Origin of the sequence: Streptomyces sp. NBC_01304, from assembly GCF_035975855.1 — a bacterium.
In the GTDB taxonomy this organism is placed as follows: Bacteria; Actinomycetota; Actinomycetes; order Streptomycetales; family Streptomycetaceae; genus Streptomyces.
Genome location: NZ_CP109055.1, coordinates 2809164 through 2832117 on the forward strand (window position 1 = coordinate 2809164; position 22954 = coordinate 2832117).

The following is a 22954-nucleotide window of genomic DNA, read 5'->3' on the forward strand; positions in this document are numbered from 1 at the left end:
GACGATTATGCAGACTGACCGACGGTAACCCCACTCCGCCATCCCAGTTGACCGAGATGAGTGGTTTGCCCGGAAGAGTCGCGAAGAAGCCTTGGAATGCCACCGCTCCATACCCCCTCATAGGGATATGTCCGAGCCGATCGACCTACGCCACCAGATCATCGACCTCCGCGACCGAGTCCGGGCCGACGATCAACTCACCCTGCAGATCCGCGCCCTGTGCGCCGACACGCTGGGCCTCGCCGTCGAGCACGTACCGCTCTGGGCCCGCCTCGTGGCCGACCTGGAGGCGGACAGCCTGGACTTCTCCGCCCTGGCCGACCGCCTCGCCATGCAGTACGGCATCGTCGCGGACGAGACGGTCCTGCGCGAGGCCGAGACGGTACGCGACCTCGTGGCCCTGGTCCTGAGCGCGGCGCCGCCCGCCCCGCGATGACACGGACGGGCAGGCGGCCAAGCGGTCGGACAGTCAGTCGGCGAGTCAGTCGGACGGTCAGTCGACCAGCCAGTCGGCCGGGCGGCTACCAGGTGACCGGCAGCGCGTGCACGCCGTAGATGTTCATGTCGCTCCTGACCTTCACCTCGTCGGCGGGGACGGCCAGTTCGAGGGTCGGGAAGCGGCGCAGCAGTGCCTCGAATCCGGTGCGCATCTCCATCCGGGCGAGCTGCGAGCCCAGACACTGGTGGACGCCGTGGCCGAAGCCCAGCTCGCCACGGGCGTTGCGGCGGATGTCCAGGGCGTCGGGGTCGTCGAAGCGCTTGGGGTCGCGGTTGGCGGCCAGCAGGGAGACGACGACGGTCGAGCCCTTGGTGATGGTCTCGCCGCCGAGCTCGATGTCCTCCGTGGCGTACCGGAAGAAGATGTCGGCCACGGACAGGTAGCGCATCAGCTCCTCGGCCGCACCCGCGAACAGGTCCGGATTCGCCCGCAGTTCGGCCATCTGCTCGGGGTGCTCAAGGAGCGCGAAGGTGCCGAGGCCCAGCATGTTGGCCGTGGTCTCGAAGCCCGCGAGCAGCAACAGGAAGGCCATGCCCGTGAGTTCTTCAATGGTGAGGTCCTCGTGGCCGGCCAGGTCGGACAGGATGTCCTCGGCGGGCTCGGCGCGCTTGCTGATCACCAGCTGGGCCAGGTACGTGGTCAGCGCGCCGTACGCTGCCATCTTCTCCTCCAGCTCCACCTCCTTCTCCATGAACTTTGCGGAGTTGACCTGGAAGGTGTCCCGGTCCGCGTACGGCACACCGAGCAGTTCGCAGATCACCAGGGACGGCACCGGCAGCGCGAACTCCTTGACCAGGTCGACCGGCGGAGTCAGCTGCGCCATCGCGTCCAGCTGCCGTTCGACGATCTCGGTGACGCCCTCTTCGAGCTGCTTCATGCGCTTCGCGGTGAACGCGCCGGTCAGCTTGCGCCGCAGCCGGGTGTGGTCCGGCGGGTCCATCGCGATGAACACGCCCGGTATCTGCGGGGACGGCTCCGTCGGAGACGGCATGCCGGGAGTCTCGTACGGGATGTGGAGTACGCCGATGTCCTGGCGGGAGCTGAACCGGGTGTCCGCCATGAGCTGCCGCAGCGCCTCGTAGCCGGTGACGAGCCAGCCCTCGTGCCCGTCGGGGAAGACCAGCGGGCTGACCGGGCGGGCCTCGCGCAGCGCGGTGATCTCGCGGGGCGGGTCGAAGGGACCGGCGTTGCGCTCCATGGGAAGGCCGTGCGGAACCGGAACCGTAGTCTCACTCATCGGATCTCCTCTCGTGGCGACCGGGCATGCCTGCGGTCGCCGACGGGCCTGTGATGAGGCGTCAGGCTACGTCAACTGATGTTGAACGTCAGGCCCTTTGACCTCCGCCCACACGGTCTTGCCCACACCGCGGTCCCGAACGCCCCAGTCCTCGGCGAGGGCGTCCACGAGCTGCAGCCCGCGCCCTCCCTCGGCATCGTCCGCCCGCCGCCGCAGCGCGGGGTCGCGATCGGCGCGGGCGTCCGAGACCTCCACGCGCAGTCGCTGCCGTACGCCGTCGAGCACGAGCCTCAACTCGAAGTCCCGGCCCGGCACATGGCCGTGCGTGACCGCGTTCGCGGCGAGCTCGGCGATCACGCTCGCCACCGCGTCGGAGGTCTCCGTGCCGTGCGGGATGCCCCACTCGTCGAGCTGGTGCAGGGCGAGCCTGCGGGCGAGGCGGGCGCCTCGCGGGGTGGCGCTGAAGAGCTGGACGAAGCTCAACTCTTGGTCGGGAGTGGCGATTTGGGCTTTCATGTCACCGAGCGTGGCGGGTTGGTCGTACGCTGACCAGGACCGACGACGCGACGGAGCGTGTCTGTACGAGTACGTACGGCATGCTGTACGGGGTGGTACGGACATGCGCGACGACCGACCGGAACGGCCCGCGGAAGTGGATGGCACGGCCCACCTGTTCAGGGCCCTGGGGAAGCAGATCAAGGCCCTTCGGGAGGCGCTGAGTTGGAGCCAGAAGGAACTGGGCGATGCCTTGCATGTGAGCGTGGACCTGATCTCCGCGATCGAGCGCGGTCGACGTACACCGCAGCCGGACTTCCTGGAGCGGGCCGACAAGGTGCTGGATGCGCGGGGTGTGCTGGTGGCAGCAATCCCTGATGTGCGAGAAGCGCTGGCGCGGGCGAGGACGAGGCACCCTGAGTGGTATCGGGGGTATGCGGAGTTGGAGGCCGAAGGGGTCGAGCTGCACTTCTACGCCAACCACGGCATGCCGGGTCTGCTCCAGACCGCCGAGCACGCACACTCTGTAATCTCCAAGAGGCGCCCTCTCGTTGACACGGAGACCGTGGAGAAGCGGGTGGCCGACCGTCTGGACCGCCAGAAGGTCTTCGCGCGCACCCCGCTTCCGGTGATCAGCTACGTCCTGGAGGAGTCCATCCTGGACAGGCCAATCGGAGGACGAGCTGTTCACGAGACGCAGCTGCGGCGCCTTCTTGAAGTGGGCCGGATGCGGAACGTGGAACTTCAGGTGATGCCCACCGCCTGCCTGGAACACCCCAACATGGACGGCGCGTTCAACCTGCTGGTCCCCAAGGGGCAGAACCACCAGATCGGTTACACCGAAGTCCAGGAACAGCCCACGTTGATCACGGACCCCGCAAAGGTCCGCGTCCTCTCCGAACGCTATGGGATCATGCGCGCAGCGGCATTGCCGCCACGTGAGTCCCTGGCATTGGTCGAGGAGAAGCTGGAGCAGCGATGAAGAACACCGAAGCCCTCGCCTGGTTCAAGTCGAGCTACAGCGGCGGCTCGGGCGGCGAATGCCTCGAAGTCGCCACCTGCCCCGCCCACGCAGACGCAGTGCACATCCGAGACTCCAAGCGCCCCGACGGCGACACCCTCACCATCAGCCCGGACGCCTGGTCCGCCTTCCTCACCCGCGTACGCGACTAGGTCACTCCGCGCCAGGCACAACGGCGACCGACCCCTGCGCATGCTGCAACACCGCGTTGGTCACCGAGCCCATGACCAGCGCGTCCGGCCGCAACCGGCGGCGGTGGCGGCCGACCACCGTCAGGTCGGCCGTACGGGAGCCGGTGACCAACCGGCCGGCCGGGTCGCCCGCGGTGACCACGGGGACGACAGCCACCGCCGGGTGCCGCTCGGCGAAGGGGGCGAGCCGGGCGGACTGGGCGGCCTCGACGACGCGGGCCTGGTCCGTGTCCGGGGCGTCGACCAGTTCGCCGACGCGCGTGAGGGACGTGAGCGGCACCAAGTAGGTGGAGATCACCTGGAGTTCGGCACCGCGCCGCTCGGCCTCGGCGAAGGCGAACTCGATCGCCTCGTCGGAGGTCTCCTGCGGGGAGAGCCCGAGCGCGACCCTGCCATGGCCGCCCTCGGGCACGGGCGCCTCTGCCGTACGCGTGGCGTGCGGGACCACGACGACCGGGCAGGGCGCGTTCGCCGCGCACTTGCGGCCGGTGGAGCCGAGCAGCAGCGCGGCGAAGCCGCCGAGTCCACGGGAGCCGAGGACCAGGAGCTGGGCCTTGGCGGCCCGCTCGGCCAGCACGGCGGCGGGCGTGCCGTCGACGGTCTCGTACGACACCTGCGGTGCACGGTCGCGGCCGGCCAGGACCTCGGCGATCCGGGCGGCGACGGGGTCGCCGTCCGCCGCCGCGCTCACATGGAGAGCGAGGACCTCCGCATCCCGCAGAACGGCCTCGTCGAGGGCCCACCGAAGGGCGTCGAGGCTGTGCTGCGAACCGTCTACGGCCACGAGGACAGGTGCGTTGCTGCTCATACGCCCAGCATGCCTCAACCGGGTAATTGGGGCGTAAGGGACCAAGGTCATGCGAAAGGGCCCGTCGTTGGGGCGACGGGCCCTTTCGGTGGAGGAATCAGAAGGATCCTCAGGGGTGATGGTCTTCGGACGGGTGGATCGGGGTGTGCGCCCCCGTCAGCGAAACGCCAGAGCCACCGCGGCGGGCCGCGACGATCTCCGAGGCGATCGACAGGGCCGTCTCCTCGGGCGTACGCGCGCCGAGGTCGAGGCCGATCGGGGAGCGCAGCCGGCCCAGTTCGAGCTCGGAGACACCGGCCTCGCGGAGCCGCTCGTTGCGGTCCAGGTGGGTGCGGCGGGAGCCCATCGCGCCGACGTACGCGACGGGAAGTCTGAGGGCCAGTTCGAGGAGCGGGACGTCGAACTTGGCGTCGTGGGTCAGTACGCAGATGACCGTGCGGCCGTCGACCTCGGTGCGCTTGAGGTACTTGTGCGGCCACTCGACGACGACGTCGTCCGCCTCTGGGAAGCGGGTCCGCGTCACGAAGACGGGGCGGGCGTCGCAGACGGTGACGCGGTAGCCGAGGAACTTGCCCACGCGACAGAGCGCGGAGGCGAAGTCGATGGCGCCGAAGACGAGCATGCGCGGGGCGGTGACGGCCGACTCGACGAGCAGGGTCAGGGGACGGCCGCAACGGCTGCCGTCCTCGCCTATCTCGACGGTGCCGGTCCGGCCGGCGTCCAGCATCGCGGCGGCCTCGCCGACCGCGGTGCGGTCCAGCTCGGGATGGCCGCCGAAGGACCCCTCGTATGTGCCGTCGGGGCGGACCAGGAGGGCCTTGCCGAGGAGTTCGGCGGGGCCTTCGGTGATCCGCGCGACCGCCGCCGCCTCGCCGGAGGCGGCGGCGGCCAGCGCGGCCGCGAACACCCCCCGTCCCGGAGCGTTCGCGGGCATCGGGGTGACGAGGATGTCGATGGTGCCGCCGCAGGTCAGACCCATGGCGAAGGCGTCCTCGTCGCTGTGACGGAAGTGTTCGAGGACGGTCTCGCCGTCCTGGAGGGACTGCAGGCAGAGCTCGTAGACAGCGCCCTCCACGCACCCGCCGGAGACCGACCCGAGCGCCGTGCCCTCGCTGTCGACAGCGAGGGCCGCGCCCGTTTCCCGGGGCCCGCTCCCGCTGACGGCCACCACCGTGGCGACGACGAAGTCACGCCCCTGCTCGACCCACCGGTTCAACTCTTCGGCGATGTCCAGCATGTCGATCTCCTGACGGGTGTCTGCAATCAAGGCTGGCCCCATACTTGGGCCGGCCCTCGATTACTTCAACCAGCCCTCGATCGCGTGCAGCGAGAAGAAGGCCACGAAGACCACGGCCAGCACCCACATCAGCCAGCCGATCTCCCGCACCTTGCCCTGCACGGCCTTGATCAGGACGTGCGCGATGATGCCCGCCGCGATACCCGCGGTGATCGAGTAGGTGAAGGGCATCAGGACGGTGGTGAGGAACACCGGGATGGCGACGGACTGGTCGTTCCAGTCGATGTGCTTGGCGGTGGACATCATCATCGAGCCGATGACGACCAGCGCGGCGGCGGCGACCTGGGTGGGGATGGCCTGCGCGAGCGGGGTGAAGAAGAGGCACAGCGCGAAGCCGAGACCGGTGATGACGCTGGCGAAGCCGGTGCGCGCACCGTCGCCGACACCCGCGGTGGACTCGACGAACACGGTCTGGCCCGAGGCACCCGCGATACCGCCGACGATGCCGCCGGCACCGTCGATGGCGAGGGCCTTGTTGAGGCCCGGCATCTTGCCTTCCTTGTCGGCGAGGCCGGCCTGCTGGCCGATGCCGATGATGGTGCCGATGGCGTCGAAGAAGCCCGCCAGGACCAGGGTGAAGACGATGGTGCCGACGGTGATGGCGCTGATGTCACCGATACCGCTGAAGGAGACCTTGCCGAACAGACCGAAGTCGGGCGACTCGACGAGGTGACCGAAGTCCAGCGTCGGGGCGTTGATGCCCCAGTCCTTCGCCTTCAGACCGGCGGCCTGGTGGACGATCGCCGCGAAGACGGAGCCGCCGACGATGCCGATGAGGATCGCGCCCGGGACCTTGCGGACCAGGAGGGCGAAGATCAGCAGAACGGTGACCGCGAAGCAGACGACCGGCCAGCCGACGAGCTTGTCGTCGAGACCGAGCTGGATGGGCTTGCCGTACATGGCACCGGGCGCGCTCGGCATCGAGGTCACGAAGCCGGCCTGGACCAGACCGATGAGGGTGACGAAGAGGCCGATGCCCATGGTGATCGCGTGCTTGATCGCCAAGGGGATGGCATTCATGATCATTTCGCGCAGGCCGGTGATCACCAGCAGCACGATGATGCCGCCGTAGATCACACACATGGCCATCGCGTTGCCCCACGTCATCTGCGGGGCGACCTGGAAGGCCATCACGGCCGAAACGCTGAGTCCCGCCGCCAGAGCCAGCGGGACGTTACCCACGAAGCCCATCACGATGGTGGTGGCCGCGGCGGCCAGCGCCGTCGCGGTGATGAGCTGGGAGACACTGAGCTGAGCGCCAGTGACGTCCTTGGCACCGCTGAGGATGATCGGGTTCAGCAGGATGATGTACGCCATCGCCATGAAGGTGGTGATGCCGCCACGCACCTCCCGACCGACGGTCGATCCGCGCTGCGAAATTCGGAAATACCGGTCGAGCCACGAACCGCCGGCCGGCGGAGGCGCACCTACGCCTGCGTCGGGGGACGAGTCGGCCTTCGAAGGCTCGGTGTACTGCTGGGTCATGGTGCCTACTTCCCAAGGTTCATAGGGGCACCCGCATGAGCGCGAGATTTGGGATTGCTCAGGACTGCACGACCCGGGGGACGGCCCGAGGCATACGGGGTGGTGCTGCGATACCGCGAGCGGTGCGGTATTTGGGCCCCTGGGTGAAGGCGAGCGGAACGGTGTGCCGTTCCCTGCCGGAGACTTGACCTATGACTCCTCGACCTCGTCGTCACCCTGAGGTCCTGGGGTGGAGGGACATCCCTGCGGATGCGGCCCCCCGCCCCTTGCGATCACGTGCCGGTGAGGTGTTCCGGGCGGACCGGCGTCTTGGGGGATACCGAAGGGCCCTGCGGCGAGCGCCCACTCCGGCTTGCGGGGAGAAGGAAGTCCATGGGAGGCCTCTTCGTTGGTATCGGGTCGTTCGTTTCGAGCCAGAGGACCTAAGTCCCTCGACCGACTCGTTCACGTGCTGTTAACGCGGAATAGCGTCAGTACACCTGCAGGTCCTTGGTCCCGGTCAGTCACGGAAACCATGAAGGAGTTGGCTGGTAGCCGGGTCCATCTTGTAGATTCGTATGAAAGGTAGAACTCAGTAACCTCCCCGCGCCCCTGCCGAAACGATCGGCACAGGTCAGCGACAAGATCAAGACAAGAAACGGCGGCGACGACCATGCGGCTGCGCGCACTCCTGGAAACCGACGCGCTCGGTCTGCGCCTGCTCGGCGGCGAAGAAGAGCTGGACCGCACCGTGCGCGGTGTGATGACAACGGACTTGAGGGACCCCAGCCGTTACCTGACGGGCGGCGAACTGGTCCTCACCGGCCTCGCCTGGCGGCGCGACGCCTCGGACTCCGAGCCCTTCGTGCGGATCCTCGCGTCCACCGGCGCGGCCGCCCTCGCGGCCGGCGAGGCCGAGGTCGGCGACATCCCCGACGACCTGGTGGCAGCCTGCGTCCGGCACCGTTTGCCGCTTTTCGCAGTGAATGAGCGCGTGGCCTTCGCCACAATCACCGAGCACGTGGTGCGCCAGGTGTCCGGCGAGCGCGTCGGCGATCTCGCCGCCGTGGTGGACCGGCACCGCCGCCTGATGACCTCGGGCCCGGCCGGTGGCGGCCCCGACGTGGTCCTCGACCTGCTCGGCACCGACCTGGACCTGCGCGCCTGGGTGCTCTCCCCCGCGGGCCGCCCCATCGCCGGTTCCAGCAGCGCGGGCAGCCAGCCGCTGGCGCCCGAGATCTGCGCGAAGCTCGCCGCCGAACACCTGGCGGCCGCCCGCACGGGGCGCCGCGGACCGCACCGGCTGACCGTGAACGGCGCGACGTACAGCCTCTTCCCGATCCGCAGCAGCGGCCGCGGCAACGCCGCCTCCCGCGACGTGCGCGAGACGGTCCTCTCGGACTGGCTGCTCGCCGTCGAGGCGGACGCCGGTGACTGGGCGGAGGAGCGCCTCGACCTGCTGCAGGGCGTCACCCAGCTGATCGCCGTCGAACGCGACCGCCGCGACGCGGCCCGTACGGTACGTCGCCGACTGGCCCAGGAGGTCCTGGAGCTCGTCCAGACCGGCGCCGCACCGGCCGAGATCGCCGCCCGCCTTCGGGTCGCGGCGCCCGTGCTCCTGCCCGGCCTCGGTGCGGCCCCGCACTGGCAGGTCGTGGTGGCACGTGTCGAGTGGGACGGCGGCGAGATCGAGGGCGGCCCGGTCGCCCAGTCGCTGCTCGAGGAGATCCTGGTCGACCCGCTCGCCGCGGGCCCCGAGCCGTCCGACCGCATCGCCGTCGCGCACACCGGGGACGAAGCCATCGCCCTGGTACCGCTGCCCGCGGTCGCCGCCGAGCAGGACGGCAAGGAGCCGGTCCTGGTCGCGGACTCCCTCCTGGAGACGGTCCGCGACCCGCTCACCGCGGGCCTGTCGGACGACGGCCGGCTCACCCTGGGCGTCAGCGCCGCCGTGCACTCCGCCGAGGGCCTGCGCGGCGCCCTGGAGGAGGCCAGGCACGCCCGCCGCGTGGCCGCCGCACGCCCGGGCCGGGTTTGCGCCGCCGGGCACCAGGAGCTGGCCTCGCACGTCCTGCTGCTGCCGTTCGTCCCGGACGACGTACGCCGCGCCTTCACGGCCCGCCTCCTGGACCCGCTGCGCGACTACGACCAGCGCCACCGGGCCGAGCTCATCCCGACCCTGGAGGCGTTCCTCGACTGCGACGGCTCCTGGACGCGCTGTGCGACCCGCCTCCACCTGCACGTGAACACGCTGCGCTACCGGGTGGGCCGCATCGAGCAGCTGACCGGCCGCGACCTTTCGCGCCTTGAGGACAAGCTGGACTTCTTCCTGGCCCTGCGGATGAGCTAGCCGGACCTGTCCGCCTTGCCCGTTTTACGTTGCCGAAAGTGCCCGGAACCTCCACGAGGTGCCGGGCGCTTTCCGCTATGCGGAAGAACTCGGGGCGAACTCGAGAAGATCGTCAAAGTCGGTCAGTTTGTGAATTCTTTCACCCAGCCCCTTGGCTCCTGACAGGGATTCATGTTGAGATGCGGGTCACAGCTCAATGGCGCGCTCCTGGGGAGGGGAATGTGGCGGATACCGCCATGTCTGGTTCTGGTTCCGTGTCCCATCCGGAGGTCCCAGCTCCGGCCCCGGCCTCATCGAGGACAACCGCCCTCCAGACCGCGGTATGGCGGCTGCGCTCACGCGGCTGCTGGACCGATGCGGCGGCTCTGCTCGAACGGGACGAGAGCCCGGACGCGGCCCTGCAGCGCGCCGCCCTCCTCGTGGAGCGCTGTCTGTTCACCGCGGCCGGCTGGCCCGAGGCCGAGGACGCGCTGCGTACGGCGGAGGCCCTTGCCCAATCGGACGACGCGCGGGGCGCTGCCGCGTGCGAGCGGGGGCAGCTCGCCTACGCCGCGACCGTGCTCGGAGTGCGGGACCGGGCCGACGAGGCGCGGGCCGCGCTGGGGCGGGCCGCTGCGCTGCTTGCCCCTCAGGCGGCGGGGCGGCCGCTGCTCGACTATCGGCGGGGCTTGATCGCCGAGCATTTGGCGGATGCGCCGCAGGCTGCGCTCGCGGCGTATCGGCGGGCCCATGCCGGGGCCACGGCGCAGGGGGATCCCCTGCTGCTCTCCTTCACGTGGCGTCATCTGGCCGGGCTTGCCCTGCGGGAGGGCGAGTTGGCGGAGGCCCGGCACGGCTTCGCGGAGTCGCTCCGCATCCGGGAGGAACTGGGCTATCTGGTCGGGACGGCCCCCGCGCTGGCTGCGCTGGCCGACGCGGAGCCCGAGCCTGAGGCTGCGCGCCTCCGGGCTGAGGCGTTGCGGTTGTTCCGGTTGCTGGGTGGAGTCCCGACTTGGCTGGCCGCGCAGCTCTCGCCGCCTGCGGCGGTTTGATCCCCCACCCCGCCCCTTCCCGAAAGTCCTGACGGACGGCTTCGGGGGCTTCGCCCCCGGACCCCCTTTGTCCTCAAGCGCCGGACGGGCTGATTCATCAGCCATGAATCAGCCCGTCCGGCGCTTGAGGACAATCTTTAGAAGCCGGCGGCAGCCTTACGGGAAGGGGCGGGGTGGGGGAAAAATCGACGTGAGGCATGATCGCCACCATGACCGGCCACAACACCCCGTACCTCGAAACGCACTTCGGCCTGCAAGGCCGAACCGCCCTCATCACCGGCGGCAGCTCCGGCATCGGATACGCCATCGCCGAAGGCCTCGCCGGGGCAGGAGCCCGAGTCGTGCTCATGGCCCGCCGCGAGCAGCAACTGCGCGAAGCCGTTCACAAGCTCCGCGACCGGGGCCACGAGGCCGACCACGTCGCGGCCGACCTCGGCGACAGGCAGGCCCTGCACACCGCCGCCGACCAAGCGGCAGCGAAGTACGGCGAGATCGACATCCTCGTCACCTCCGCCGGCATCAACCTCAGGCCCCCCATGAACGACCTCACCGAGGCCGACTGGGACACCACGATGGCGATCAACCTGGACGCCCCGTACCTCCTGGGCCAGCGCTTCGGCCCGCGCATGGCCGAGCGCGGCTGGGGCCGCATCATTCACATCGCCTCGCAGCAGACCCTCCGCGCCTTCGGCAACAGCGGCGCCTACGGGGTGTCGAAAGCCGCCATCGCCGCGCTCACCCGCTCTCAGGCGGAAGCCTGGTCCCCGCACGGCGTGTGCGTGAACGCGCTGGGCCCCGCGTTCGTGAAGACCCCGCTCACCGAGCCCGTCTTCGCCGACCCGGTCCGCACCCAGGCCATGGCCGACCGCACGATGATCGGCCGCAACGGAGATCCCGAGGACCACATCGGCCCGGCGATCTTCCTGGCGAGCGACGCGGCCCGCTTCGTCACGGGCCAGACCCTGTTCGCGGACGGCGGGTTCAGCGCGACCTGAGCGCAATCGTGCCCCGCAAGGGGCACGGGGAACTGCGCGCCCAGCCACGAGCGACCCGCGCTTTGAGAACCGGCGGGCCTGCCCCCAGGGGCGCGGGGAACTGCGCAAAAAGCGCGGGCGGCCACGACCTCGGAACCCTGTCCCTGCCTCCTACGGGGCACCCGTGAAGTGCTCGCGTACCAGCGACCGCACCACATCCAGATCCTGCGCCACCAGCGCCTCGAGCAGCGCCGAGTGCTCCGCCGCGTCCGCGACCAGGTCCGCCCTGCGGTGGTGCACCGGGCCGCTCATCAGGGGCCACTGCGAGCGGCGGTGGAGATCGTCGGCGACCATCACCAGCTGCTGGTTGCCCGCCATCGCGAGGATCGCGCCGTGGAAGGCCCGGTCGGTGTCGACGTACGCCGCCAGATCGCCCCGCGCCGCCGCCACCGAGGTCGCCTCGGCGAACGGGCGCAGCTCGGCCCAGCGTTCGGCGGGGATCGTACGGGCCAGGCGGAGCATCACGGGGACCTCCAACAGGGCCCGGATCTCGGCGAGTTCGGCGAGTTCGCGGGCGCTGCGCTCGGCGACCCGGAAGCCCCGGTTGGGCACGACCTCGACGGCGCCCTCGTGCGCGAGCTGCTGCATGGCCTCGCGGACGGGGGTCGCCGAGACCCCGAAGCGTTCGCCGAGGACCGGTGCCGAGTAGACCTCGCCGGGCTTGAGTTCGCCGCCGACGAGCGCGGCCCGCAGGGCCTCGAGGATCTGGCCGCGTACGGAATGCCGCTGCACGGGGACCGCGACGCGGGCCGGGGGCGCGGGTTCGCTGTGGGTGTGCTCGCCGCGGGCCTGCTCGGGGACCCGGCCCCGGGCATCGGCCGAAGAGGCGTCGGGAGTGTGCCGGGCTCTCGCCTGCTCCACTCGGGGCCTCCTCCGGGCGCGTACGCGGCCGCCGCCCGGCCGACCCCAGCACCATAGGCGGATGGGGCGAGAGTTCAAACATCAATCGCGTCGGGTAAGGTAAGGCTAACCTGCTAACGATCGCGATTCGGTGGTCCTCGCATGTCCCTGAACACCTTGGTCCCAGACGTCGCCCGCCCGGCCCCTTCGGCCGTCGCGGATGCCTACGCGCGCCTGACCGAGGTCTTCCCCGGACTGCGGATCCAGGAGCTCGGCGCCGGTGAGCAGGCCCCGTCGGGCGGTGGCTGGGTCGCAGCCGCCCAGCTCGCGGAAGGCGGGGCCGCTCTCGATGCCTTTCTGGCGTGGGACGACGCGCAGGTGCTCAGGGACTACGGGCAGCAGGCCCGGCCGGACGTCATCGCCAGCTTCGGGCTGCACCGGTACGCCTGGCCGGCCTGCCTCCTGATCACCATCCCCTGGTTCCTGCACCGGCGGGTGCCGCGGCTGCCCGTGGCGAACGTCACCTTCCAGCGGACGCTCGGACGGATGGCCGTACGGGTCGAGGAGTTCGCCTGCCTGCCGGACGATCCGGCGGCCGCCCTGCCGGGTGCCCGGGTCGTGCCCGACGAGGAGGCGCTGCGCGCGGAGGTGCGTACGGCCGTCGCGGAACACCTGGGGCCGGTGCTCGACGGATGGCGTCCCCGGATGCGGCGCGGGCCGCGCGCCCTGTGGGGCATGGCGACCGACGAGATCGTCGAGAGCCTCTGGTACCTCGCCCACCTGTTCGGCGAGGAGCGGCGCGCGATGGAGGAGCTGGAGCGGCTCCTTCCGGGCACCACCGGGCCGTACGTCGGCACCGCGGCGTTCCGTGAACTGACCGGGCCCGACGGCGAATCGCTGCCGACCCGGGACCGGGCGAGCTGCTGCCTCTTCTACACGCTGCGTCCCGAGGACACCTGTGTGACGTGTCCCCGTACGTGCGACGCGCAGCGCATCGTCAAGCTGAGCGCAACCGCCTCCCGCTGAACCACTCGTACGAGTGTGATTGCTCGAACTCAACACCCTTCCTGGGGACGGTAGTTCGAGTGCAAATCCCCTATCTGCGTCCCCTCGCACCCCCTTGGCGTCCTCTTGCCTCGAAACGCCCTGGGCGGCTTTGGATTTGGGCCAATATGGCGCCCGAAAAGCCCTCAGGCAATGCAAGGGACCCCAGATGAGAATGACCGACATATCGCTGGACTGGCTGCTTCCCGGCGCCGTACTGCTCCTGGGCATCCTGGCGGCGGTTGCGGTGCTGGCGCGAGGCAAGCGCGCCGGGTCGAAGGCGGCCGCCGACGACTCGTGGGAGCGCAGCGAGGAACGCCGAAGGCGCAAGGAAGCGTTCTACGGCACCGCGTCCTATGTGCTGCTGTTCTGCTGTGCCGCCGTGGCGGCCGCGCTCTCCTTCCACGGCCTGGTCGGCTTCGGCGAGCAGAACCTCAACCTCTCGGGCGGCTGGGAGTACCTGGTCCCCTTCGGACTCGACGGCGCGGCGATGTTCTGCTCCGTCCTCGCGGTGCGCGAGGCCAGCCACGGTGACGCGGCGCTCGGCTCGCGCCTGCTCGTGTGGACGTTCGCGGGGGCCGCGGCCTGGTTCAACTGGGTGCACGCGCCCCGGGGGTTGGGGCACGCGGGCGCCCCGCAGTTCTTCGCCGGGATGTCGCTGTCGGCCGCGGTGCTGTTCGACCGGGCACTGAAGCAGACCCGCCGGGCCGCCCTGCGCGAGCAGGGACTGGTGCCACGTCCGCTGCCGCAGATCCGGATGGTGCGCTGGCTGCGCGCGCCCCGGGAGACCTTCGGCGCCTGGTCGCTGATGCTCCTGGAGGGCGTACGCACCCTCGACGAGGCCGTCGAAGAGGTACGCGACGACCGCAGGGAGAAGGCGCAGAACCGTCTCCGCAGGCGCGAGCACGAGAAGCTGGAGCGCGCCCACCTCAAGGCGGTCAGCCGAGGCCAGGCGTGGAACGGCGGACGCCGCTCGGGCGGCCGCCTTGAGGTCGAGGCGGCATCCCAGGGAGCCGGTTCGCCGCAGGTCGGCACGGAGCCTGCCATAGCCGGGCAGGATCAGCTGCCCGTGCGTTCCAGGCCCTCCCTGCAGGCCGTGACCGGCAGCGAACCGGGCTCGCCCGTCACCGTCGACCTCACGGCGGAGGACGACACCCAGACCCTGCCGCGGCTCGACAGCCTGGAGCAGAAACTCAACGACCTTGAGCGTCAATTCGGCTGAGCGGTCGACGAGTTGGACCGCCCAGCCTCCCGGCCCGGAGGGCGCGTGCCGTCAAGCGCGCCCTCCGTCCAGCTCGAACCAGACCACCTTGCCCCGGCCGTTGGCCCGTACGCCCCAGGCGTCCGCGAGGGACTGGACGAGCAGCAGGCCCCGGCCGTTCGTACGGGTACCGTCGTCGGCGAGCGGTATCCGCAGGCGTGGCCGGTGGGCCTCGGAGTCGCGTACCTCCACCCGGAGCCGGTGCGGCCCCACGGTGGCGGTGACCTCCGCGTCATGATCTGTGTGCACCAGTGCGTTCGTGACGATTTCGCTGGTCAGCAGCTCGGCCACATCGGACCGGCCCGGCTTTCCCCAATGTCGTAACAACTCACGCAGGGCTCGGCGCACTTCGGCCACCGACCGAAGATCCGCCCGCGCCAGAATGCATCTCAGATGCGTCTGTTCCCCCTCCGTCGTCGCGCTCTCGACTGTGCCTTCTCGTGCCTGCCGTGTCATGGCCCCCGCCCCGATATCCGATGTGGTTGCCGATCCCCTCCTCGGCATTGCTCGAACACGCACACGGTGATGCTTCCCTTCCACCAACGCGGCACGCATGTCGAATCCTCAACCAGTGCCTGCGGGTGCGGGCCGACGCGCCGGGGGAAGGTAGCGGTGAAGTCGCGTCTGCGCCTTCTCCGGCGACGGGGAAGGCCCATTCCCGAGGGAGCCGCCATGCACGACGACCGAAAGCTGGTGGAGGGCCGCCTGGAGCGTGCCCTGCGTCAGTTCATCCGGCCCGCCCAGTACGCGGCACGGGCGCCGCTGACCCTTTCCGTATGGCATGCACCGGGCGAACCGGTGCCGGTGGCCGAGGCGTCGGAGGCGGAATTCGCGCCCTTCGCGATCGGCACCGAGTGGGGGAAACCCTGGTCGACCAGTTGGTTCCGCCTTGAGGGCAGCGTGCCCCCGGACTGGGCCGGCCGTCATGTGGAGGTGGTCGTCGACCCGGGATTCACCGGGGAGGGGCCCGGATTCCAGGCGGAGGGGATGCTGTACGACGCCTCGGGTGTGCCCCTCAAGGGCATCCATCCGCGCAACCGTCATCTCACGGTCGCGGCCCGCGCGCAGGGCGGCGAGCCCGTCCGGCTGCTCCTGGAAGCGGCCGCCAATCCGGCGGTGCTGCACGACTTCGAGCCCACCGAGCTCGGTGACGTACTGACCGCAGGGGATCGCCCCATCTACCGATTCTCCGCTGCTGATGTGGCCGTACTGGACGAGGACGTGTGGCACCTTCTGCTGGACATCGAGGTCCTCAGCGAGCTGATGCACGAGCTGCCGGACGACCGGCCGCGCCGGCATCAGATCCTGCGGGCCTTCGAGGACATGCTGGACGCGCTCGATCTGCACGACGTGTCCGGCACCGCGCCGGCCGCCCGCGCCGAGCTCGCCGACGTCCTCGCGCAGCCCGCGGCGGCCAGCGCGCACCGGGTGTCGGCGACCGGGCACGCGCACATCGACTCGGCCTGGCTGTGGCCGCTGCGCGAGACCGTGCGCAAGGCGTCCCGCACCTTCGCCAACGTGACGGCCCTTGCCCGCGACTATCCGGAGCTGGTGTTCGCCTGCTCGCAGGCCCAGCAGTACGCCTGGGTGAAGGAGAACCAACCGCACGTCTGGGAACGCATCAAGAAGGCGGTGGCGGACGGGAATTGGGCGCCGGTCGGCTCGATGTGGGTGGAGTCGGACGCCAATATGCCGGGCGGTGAGGCACTGGCCCGGCAGATCGTGCACGGCAAGCGGTTCTTCATGGAGGAACTCGGCGTCGAGACGGAGGAGATCTGGCTGCCCGACTCCTTCGGCTACACCGCGGCCTTTCCGCAGCTCGCCGAATTGGCCGGGGTGCGCTGGTTCCTGACGCAGAAACTGTCGTGGAACCAGACGAACAAGATGCCTCACCACACCTTCTGGTGGGAGGGCATCGACGGCACGCGCGTCTTCACGCACTTCCCGCCGGTGGATACGTACAACTCGCAGTTCCACGCGGCCGAACTCGCCCACGCGGAGAAGAACTTCGCCGACAAGGGCCGCGCCACCCGCTCCCTGGTGCCCTTCGGCTGGGGCGACGGCGGCGGCGGTCCCACCCGCGAAATGCTGGAGAAGGCCCGCCGGCTGCGCTCCCTGGAGGGCTCGCCGCGCGTCGAGATCGAGAAGCCGTCGGCGTTCTTCGCGGCGGCCGAGACGGAGTACGCCGACCGGGCGCCCGTGTGGTCGGGCGAGCTGTACCTGGAGCTGCACCGGGCGACGTACACCACCCAGGCCAAGACCAAGCAGGGCAACCGCCGGGCCGAACACGCCCTACGGGAGGCCGAGTTGTGGTGCACGACGGCCGCCGACCGGATCGCGTCGTACCAGTACCCGTACGACGCACTCGACCGACTGTGGAAGACGGTCCTCCTCCACCAGTTCCACGACATCCTGCCGGGCTCGTCGATCGCCTGGGTGCACCGGGAGGCGCGGGACACCTATGCGGCGGTCCTCGCCGAGCTGGACGAGATCACCGCGACGGCGGTGCGCGCCTTCGGCGGCGTACGGACGGGTGTGCTCAACTCCTCGCCGTACGCGCGCGGTGAGGTCGTGGAGAAGGAGGACGGCTCCTTGGCCCACGTCGTGGTGCCGGGCCTCGGCACCCAGGACCTCACCTTCGCCGAGCAGCAGGAGCGGCCGGCCGGGGCGGGGGTGACAGCGCGGGAGACCGCGGGCGAAATCCTGATCGAGAACGAGCACGTACGCCTCACCGTCGACACCGACGGCCTGCTGACCTCCGTCTTCGACAAGAACGCGGCCCGCGAAGCCCTCGCCCCGGGCGCCCGCGGCAACCTCCTCCAACTCCACCCCGACCACCCCAACAAGTGGGACGCCTGGGACATCGACAAGCACTACCGGCGCAAGCACACCGACCTCACGGCCGCCGAGTCCGTGGAACTGCTCGAATCCGGTCCGCTGCGGGCCACCGTGCGCGTGGTGCGGGCCTTCGGGAAGTCCCGGATCGTCCAGGAGATCCGCCTGGCGACGGGCAGCCGGCGCGTCGACGTGGTCACGGACGTGGACTGGCAGGAGTCGGAGAAGGTCCTCAAGGCCGCCTTCCCGCTGGACGTACAGGCCGAACGGTCCGCCGCCGAGATCCAGTTCGGGCATGTGCACCGCTCCACCCACGCCAACACCGGCTGGGACGCGGCCCGCTTCGAGATCTGCGCCCACCGCTGGCTGCGCGTCGCCGAGGAGGGCTACGGCGTGGCCGTGCTCAACGACTCGACGTACGGCCACGACGTGACGCGCACGCCGCATGCCGAAGGCCTCGGCACGACTGTGCGCCTTACGCTGCTGCGGGCCCCGCACTCCCCCGACCCGGAGACGGACCTCGGCACGCACCGGTTCACCTACGCCCTGCTGCCGGGCGCGAGCACCGGGGACGCGGTGGCGGAGGGGCTCGCCCTCAACCTTCCCCTGCGGGTGGCGAAGACACCGTCCGTGGAGCCACTGATCGCGGTCGACAACCCGGCGATCACGGTGGAGTCGGTGAAGAAGGCGGAGGACCGCAGCGGCGACGTGGTGGTCCGCCTCTACGAATCCCGCGGCAGCCGAGCGAACGCCACCCTGACGGCATCGTTCCCGGCGACAACGGCCGACGTGACGGATCTGCTGGAGCGACCGCTGCGTCCGGCCGAGACCTCGGAACAGGGCCTCGCGGTGTCCCTACGACCGTTCCAAATCCTGACCTTGCGCCTACGCCCGGCGTAGAGCCCCGAAGGGGCGCGGGGAACGCGCCTTGGGGTCGTGCCCCGTAAGGGGCGCGGGGAACTGCGCGACCAGCCCCCACCGGCCCGCAGATGACACACCACAGGGGCGCCCCAAAGGGGCGCGGGGAACTGCGCAAACGCCCCCACCGGCCCGCAGCCAAAACACCCACCGCACGCGGTAATAGACCCGCATCCCCCGCGGAGCACACCCGTGCCCGGTCCCGCCAGCAAGCCGGGACCGGGCACAGGAAGGGGTGACGTGCGGTGCGGCTACAGCAGGCTGATCCCGGCGAAGATGTCGAGGCCGAGGTCCAGGTTGAGGTCCACGTCGAGACCGAGCGCGACCGCCAGGTCGGCGTTGAGGTTCACGTCCGCGTCGAGCAGGACGTTGGTGTTGAGCAGGACACCCGCGTTGATCGCGGCGTCGACGCCGAGGTCGGCGACCGCGACGATGTTGGAGCGGACGCAGGTGCCGAAGCGGGCGTCGATCGCCGCGACGAGGTCGGCGCCGATGACGATGCCGTCGTTGCCCATCTTGACGACAGCGGCCTTGGTGCCCTCCTCCGAGACGACCTCGATGCTCTCCGGGTTGGCGACGGCACCGATCTTCACGTTGGCCTTGGCGCCGACCTTGGCCGTGATCAGACCGGTCCGGACGTCCACCGCGAGGCCGGTGACGAGCAGGGACTTCTTGCCGAGGCCGAGCTTGATGCCACCGCCCAGCAGGATCTTGCCGCTGACGATCTTGCCGTTCTTGTGCGTGATCTTGCTGCCCTTGCGGACCTTCAGCGCGACACCCGCGTCGGCGTTGACCTCGGCCGACGCCGAGGCGTCGATCGCTCCGTCGACGGCCGTGGCGACGATGGCGTGGGCGCCCAGGTCGAGCCCGGCGGTGAGGTCGAGGTTGAGCAGACCGCCGACGATCGGGGTGTCGGGGGACGGCGCGACGGTGGCGGCGACCGGGGCGCGGTCAGGGGTGGCGGCGAGCGCGACCGGAGCGGTCACGCCGGAGATGAGGAGCGCTGCAACGGCAACAGCGGCGACGCGGCGGTAGGCGGTCATGGGTGTCACGGCCCTTCGTGGAGAAAGTGTGATGGTCACCCCATGACACTTTCCGCGCCGCCTGCCGGACTGCGCGGCCCGGACGCCTAGTCCACTCGTACGGCCCACCGCCGCATTTCTGTCACGACGTCAGAGACGGGGCACATTCCGCAGGTTGGAGCGGGCCATCTGCACCATTCGGCCCACGCCGCCATCCAGGACGATCTTGCTGGCCGAAAGAGCGAAGCCCGTCACCATCTCGGCGCTGATCTTCGGCGGAATGGACAGCGCGTTCGGATCGGTGACCACGTCGACGAGCGCCGGGCCCTTGTGCTTGAAGGCGTCCTTGAGGGCGCCCGCGAGCTGCTTGGGCTTCTCCACGCGCACGCCGTACGCGCCGGCCGCACGGGCGATCGCCGCGAAGTCCGGGTTGACGTTGGTCGTGCCGAAGGACGGCAGCCCGGCCACCAGCATCTCCAGCTCGACCATCCCGAGGGAGGAGTTGTTGAACAGGACGACCTTCACCGGCAGATCGTGCTGCACCAGCGTGAGGAAGTCGCCCATCATCATGGAGAATCCGCCGTCGCCCGACATGGAGACGACCTGGCGGTTGCGGTCGACGAACTGGGCGCCGATCGCCATCGGCAGCGCGTTCGCCATCGAGCCGTGCGAGAACGAGCCGATGACCCGGCGCTTGCCGTTCGGCGAGATGTAGCGCGCGGCCCAGACGTTGCACATGCCGGTGTCGACCGTGAACACGGCGTCGTCCGCGGCCAGTTCGTCCAGGACCGAGGCGACGTACTCCGGGTGGATCGGGACGTGCTTCTCGACCTTGCGGGTGTACGCCTTGATGACGCCTTCCAGCGCGTCGGCGTGCTTCTTCAGCATCTTGTCGAGGAAGCGCCGGTCCGCCTTGGGCTTCACCCGCGGGGTCAGACAGCGCAGCGTCTCGCGGACGTCGCCCCAGACCGCGAGGTCCAGCTTGGAGCGGCGGCCGAGGTGTTCGGGGCGGACGTCGACCTGGACGATCTTCACGTCGTCGGGCAGGAACGCGTTGTACGGGAAGTCCGTGCCGAGCAGGATCAGCAGGTCGCACTCGTGGGTCGCCTCGTACGCGGCGCCGTAGCCGAGCAGGCCGCTCATGCCGACGTCGTACGGGTTGTCGTACTGGATCCACTCCTTGCCGCGCAGTGCGTGGCCGATCGGGGACTTCACCATCTCGGCGAACTCCATGACCTCCTTGTGCGCCCCCGCCGTGCCGCTGCCGCAGAACAGGGTGACCCGGTCCGCCTCGTCGATCATCGTCACGAGCTTGTCCAGCTCGGCGTCGCCGGGGCGGATGGTGGGCCGGGAGGTGACCAGGGCGTGCTCGGCGGTCTTCTCCGGGGCGGCCTCGGAGGCCACGTCGCCGGGGAGCGTGATGACGCTGACGCCGCTGCGGCCGATCGCGTGCTGGATCGCCGTCTGCAGGACGCGGGGCATCTGCTTCGGGTTGGAGATCATCTCGCTGTAGTGGCTGCACTCGCGGAACAGCTGGTCCGGGTGGGTCTCCTGGAAGTAGCCGAGGCCGATCTCGCTGGACGGAATGTGCGAGGCCAGGGCGAGCACCGGGGCCATGGAGCGGTGGGCGTCGTACAGGCCGTTGATGAGGTGCAGGTTGCCGGGGCCGCAGGAGCCGGCGCAGGCCGCGAGCTTGCCGGTGATCTGGGCCTCGGCGCCGGCCGCGAAGGCGGCGGTCTCCTCGTGCCGGACCTGGATCCACTCGATCTCGGGGGTGCGGCGGATCGCGTCGACCACCGGGTTGAGGCTGTCGCCGACGACTCCGTACAGGCGCTGCACCCCCGCGCGGACGAGGATGTCGACGAACTGTTCGGCGACGTTCTGCTTGGCCATGGATCATGCACCCCTTGGTCGGCTCTCCGGCTCGCTTCGAGCGGTGTTGCGAGTTCCCTTTGGGGTCCATCCATGCATGGCGGGCGCGGTTACGCCTCCCAGATCGCGCACGCCGTGCGGTCGTCGGCGTACCCCTTCACCCTCAGCTGGGTGTCGGCGAGGAACGCGGTGAGGCCCGGCGGCTCGGCCTCGGTCCAGCGCTGCCTGAGGTGTCCGGCGAGCTCGGGCTCGCCGCGCAGGGGCTCGGCGAGGCCGCCCGTGCAGAGCAGCAGGGTGTCGCCCGGGCGGGCGACGGAGGCGCGGAAGCGGAAGGGCTCGCGCGGCGGCTCGGCGGCGAGGTCGTAGGGGCTCGCGGGGGTCGGGATGCCGAGGTCCATGGTGAGGCGGTCGCCGTCCGGGGTCTGTTCGGGGACCGAGCCGAAGCCGACCACGGGCGCGCCGGTCGCCTCCCCCGGCGCCGGCTCGATGTCCTGCCACTCGCCCTCCCTGAGGCGGAACAGGCCGCCGCCGCCGACGCCGAAGAAGACGCGGGTACGGCAGGCCGCGTCGGCCGGGATCAGCAGGCAGCGCAGGCTCGTGGCGGTGTACTCCTCGGGCTCCACGCCCAGCTCGGCGGCGCTCGCGCGGAGCCTGCCGAGGCTGCGGTCGGTCAGGCGGTGCAGGCCCGACTTGAGGTCGCCGCGCCGGGCCGCCCGGATGTCCTCGGAGAGCCGGGCATGGCTGCGGCCGACGGCCCGCCCGATCCACCGGCAGGCCTCGGCCGCCGCGCGGTGCGCGCCCGGGGTGGCGCGGGCGCCGGTGGCCATGGCGACCAGGATCAGAGCGCCGTCGCCGGTGCCGAAGCGGGCGGTGAGCAGGGAGTCGCGGCGGGGCTCGCCCCGGTAGCGGGCGGAGTCGCCGCGTACGGAGGCGGCGCGCAGGGTGCTGGTCCCGTAGTGGGCGCCGTCCAGGACGGTGTCGGCCACCAGGCCGTCGAGCGCGTCGGGTTCGGCGGCGGGCAGTGCGGTGGGCTCGGCGTCGTAGGTGGGCGGGCCGTCGCCGACGTAGCCGACGGTGGGGCGGGCGGAGAGGGCCACGGCGGGTTGCGGGACCTCGGCGGGCGCGGGCGGCTCGGGTACGTCGGCCGCGGCGCCGGGCTCGGTGGAGGTACGGGACCCTGTGGAGGTGCGGCTCGGCGGGACGGGGGGCCTGGGCGGTGCCGCGGCGAGCGGCACGGTGGGCGGGGCGGTGGGCGGCGCGTGGCCGGGCGTCGAGCCGGGCTCAGGAGCCGGGCCGCGGGTCGGGTCGCGCGTCGGGTCGTAAGCGGAAGCCGGGCCCCAGGCGGGGGCCGACCCGTGGTCCGGGCCCGGGGCGTGGGCCGGAAGCGAGGGCGGGTTCAGGTCCGGAAGCGTGGGTTCCGGGGCGGGCTGCGGGAATTCGGGCCCGAACGTCGTCGGGCACCGCACGCCGGTCGCGCCGGGCAGTGGCTCCCACGGGGCGCGCGGCGGTGTGTAGGAGGCGCGCCCCTCCTCGGGTTTGGGCTCGGCTTCCTCCTCGGGCGCGGCGAAGACCGTGGAGGCGGCGAACGCAGAGTCGAAGCGGTCGTCCAGGGTGTCGGGTGCCGGCACGGGGCCGGTGTCGTCGGACTCGTCGTACAGCTTCCCCCACCAGTCGTCCCCGTCGCCGGAGGTACCGGTGCGCCTGTCCCCCTGCTGGCTCATGCCCCTATTGTCCA

Annotated in this window: 19 protein-coding genes; 9 read left to right on the forward strand and 10 right to left on the reverse strand. The window is 70.7% G+C overall.

Going from position 1 to position 22954, the window contains the following annotated elements:
- Positions 1–127: 127 nt before the first annotated feature.
- The gene (locus OG430_RS12175) at positions 128–436 is read left to right on the forward strand and encodes an acyl carrier protein (protein WP_327352479.1); all 309 of its coding nucleotides are present in this window, start codon (positions 128–130) and stop codon (positions 434–436) included.
- 85 nt (positions 437–521) lie between these two features.
- On the opposite strand, the gene OG430_RS12180 is transcribed toward OG430_RS12175, so the two are convergent.
- Together OG430_RS12180 and OG430_RS12185 are read right to left on the reverse strand one after the other, a co-directional pair.
- Positions 522–1736 (reverse strand): cytochrome P450, encoded by a 1215-nt coding sequence (locus tag OG430_RS12180; protein WP_327352480.1) that lies wholly within the window; start codon positions 1734–1736, stop codon positions 522–524.
- Between the two features lie 66 nt (positions 1737–1802).
- Positions 1803–2252, reverse strand: a complete 450-nt coding sequence (locus tag OG430_RS12185; RefSeq protein WP_327352481.1) for an ATP-binding protein — start codon at positions 2250–2252, stop codon at positions 1803–1805.
- Positions 2253–2355: 103 nt separating this feature from the next.
- On the opposite strand from OG430_RS12185, the gene OG430_RS12190 reads away from it, so the two are divergent.
- Together OG430_RS12190 and OG430_RS12195 are read left to right on the forward strand one after the other, a co-directional pair.
- Positions 2356–3213 carry a helix-turn-helix domain-containing protein gene (locus OG430_RS12190; protein WP_327352482.1) on the forward strand — a complete coding sequence of 286 codons (858 nt, stop codon included), beginning with the start codon at positions 2356–2358 and terminating at the stop codon, positions 3211–3213.
- Positions 3210–3404, forward strand: coding sequence for a DUF397 domain-containing protein (locus OG430_RS12195; RefSeq protein ID WP_327352483.1), 195 nt, complete (start codon positions 3210–3212; stop codon positions 3402–3404). The genes OG430_RS12190 and OG430_RS12195 overlap by 4 nt, the downstream gene beginning before the upstream one ends.
- 1 nt (position 3405) lies before the next feature.
- On the opposite strand, the gene OG430_RS12200 is transcribed toward OG430_RS12195, so the two are convergent.
- The 3 genes from OG430_RS12200 to OG430_RS12210 form a co-directional block, all read right to left on the reverse strand.
- Positions 3406–4251 carry a universal stress protein gene (locus OG430_RS12200; RefSeq protein WP_327352484.1) on the reverse strand — a complete coding sequence of 282 codons (846 nt, stop codon included), beginning with the start codon at positions 4249–4251 and terminating at the stop codon, positions 3406–3408.
- A 109-nt stretch (positions 4252–4360) separates the two neighbouring features.
- Complete coding sequence (locus OG430_RS12205; RefSeq protein ID WP_327359061.1) at positions 4361–5488, reverse strand: XdhC/CoxI family protein; 1128 nt, start codon at positions 5486–5488, stop codon at positions 4361–4363.
- Between the two features lie 60 nt (positions 5489–5548).
- Entirely contained in the window at positions 5549–7033 is a 1485-nt protein-coding gene (locus OG430_RS12210) for an NCS2 family permease (RefSeq protein WP_327352485.1), read from the reverse strand.
- Positions 7034–7685: 652 nt separating this feature from the next.
- On the opposite strand from OG430_RS12210, the gene OG430_RS12215 reads away from it, so the two are divergent.
- The 3 genes from OG430_RS12215 to OG430_RS12225 all read left to right on the forward strand — a co-directional run bounded on the left by OG430_RS12215 (position 7686) and on the right by OG430_RS12225 (position 11388).
- Entirely contained in the window at positions 7686–9362 is a 1677-nt protein-coding gene (locus tag OG430_RS12215) for a PucR family transcriptional regulator (protein WP_327352486.1), read from the forward strand.
- A gap of 221 nt (positions 9363–9583) precedes the next feature.
- The gene (locus tag OG430_RS12220) at positions 9584–10393 is read left to right on the forward strand and encodes a hypothetical protein (protein ID WP_442816481.1); all 810 of its coding nucleotides are present in this window, start codon (positions 9584–9586) and stop codon (positions 10391–10393) included.
- A 209-nt stretch (positions 10394–10602) separates the two neighbouring features.
- A complete protein-coding gene (locus tag OG430_RS12225) occupies positions 10603–11388 on the forward strand; it encodes an SDR family NAD(P)-dependent oxidoreductase (protein ID WP_327352488.1) in 786 nt (261 codons plus the stop codon).
- Between the two features lie 150 nt (positions 11389–11538).
- Here the strand turns inward: OG430_RS12225 and OG430_RS12230 are convergent, their stop codons facing one another.
- On the reverse strand, positions 11539–12288 hold the full coding sequence (locus OG430_RS12230; RefSeq protein WP_327352489.1) for a GntR family transcriptional regulator: 750 nt from the start codon (positions 12286–12288) through the stop codon (positions 11539–11541).
- A 141-nt stretch (positions 12289–12429) separates the two neighbouring features.
- On the opposite strand from OG430_RS12230, the gene OG430_RS12235 reads away from it, so the two are divergent.
- Both OG430_RS12235 and OG430_RS12240 read left to right on the forward strand, forming a co-directional pair.
- Entirely contained in the window at positions 12430–13293 is an 864-nt protein-coding gene (locus OG430_RS12235; RefSeq protein WP_327352490.1) for a (2Fe-2S)-binding protein, read from the forward strand.
- A 187-nt stretch (positions 13294–13480) separates the two neighbouring features.
- A complete protein-coding gene (locus OG430_RS12240; RefSeq protein ID WP_327352491.1) occupies positions 13481–14533 on the forward strand; it encodes a DUF2637 domain-containing protein in 1053 nt (350 codons plus the stop codon).
- A 51-nt stretch (positions 14534–14584) separates the two neighbouring features.
- On the opposite strand, the gene OG430_RS12245 is transcribed toward OG430_RS12240, so the two are convergent.
- Positions 14585–15028: an ATP-binding protein gene (locus OG430_RS12245; RefSeq protein WP_327352492.1), complete on the reverse strand. Its 444-nt coding sequence runs from the start codon at positions 15026–15028 to the stop codon at positions 14585–14587.
- A gap of 216 nt (positions 15029–15244) precedes the next feature.
- On the opposite strand from OG430_RS12245, the gene OG430_RS12250 reads away from it, so the two are divergent.
- Positions 15245–18307, forward strand: a complete 3063-nt coding sequence (locus OG430_RS12250) for an alpha-mannosidase (RefSeq protein WP_327352493.1) — start codon at positions 15245–15247, stop codon at positions 18305–18307.
- 269 nt (positions 18308–18576) lie between these two features.
- Here the strand turns inward: OG430_RS12250 and OG430_RS12255 are convergent, their stop codons facing one another.
- The 3 genes from OG430_RS12255 to OG430_RS12265 all read right to left on the reverse strand — a co-directional run bounded on the left by OG430_RS12255 (position 18577) and on the right by OG430_RS12265 (position 22940).
- Positions 18577–19368, reverse strand: a complete 792-nt coding sequence (locus tag OG430_RS12255; protein WP_327352494.1) for a hypothetical protein — start codon at positions 19366–19368, stop codon at positions 18577–18579.
- A 129-nt stretch (positions 19369–19497) separates the two neighbouring features.
- Positions 19498–21240 carry a pyruvate dehydrogenase gene (locus OG430_RS12260; RefSeq protein ID WP_327352495.1) on the reverse strand — a complete coding sequence of 581 codons (1743 nt, stop codon included), beginning with the start codon at positions 21238–21240 and terminating at the stop codon, positions 19498–19500.
- 89 nt (positions 21241–21329) lie between these two features.
- On the reverse strand, positions 21330–22940 hold the full coding sequence (locus OG430_RS12265) for a protein phosphatase 2C domain-containing protein (RefSeq protein WP_327352496.1): 1611 nt from the start codon (positions 22938–22940) through the stop codon (positions 21330–21332).
- Between the last annotated feature and the right edge of the window lie 14 nt (positions 22941–22954).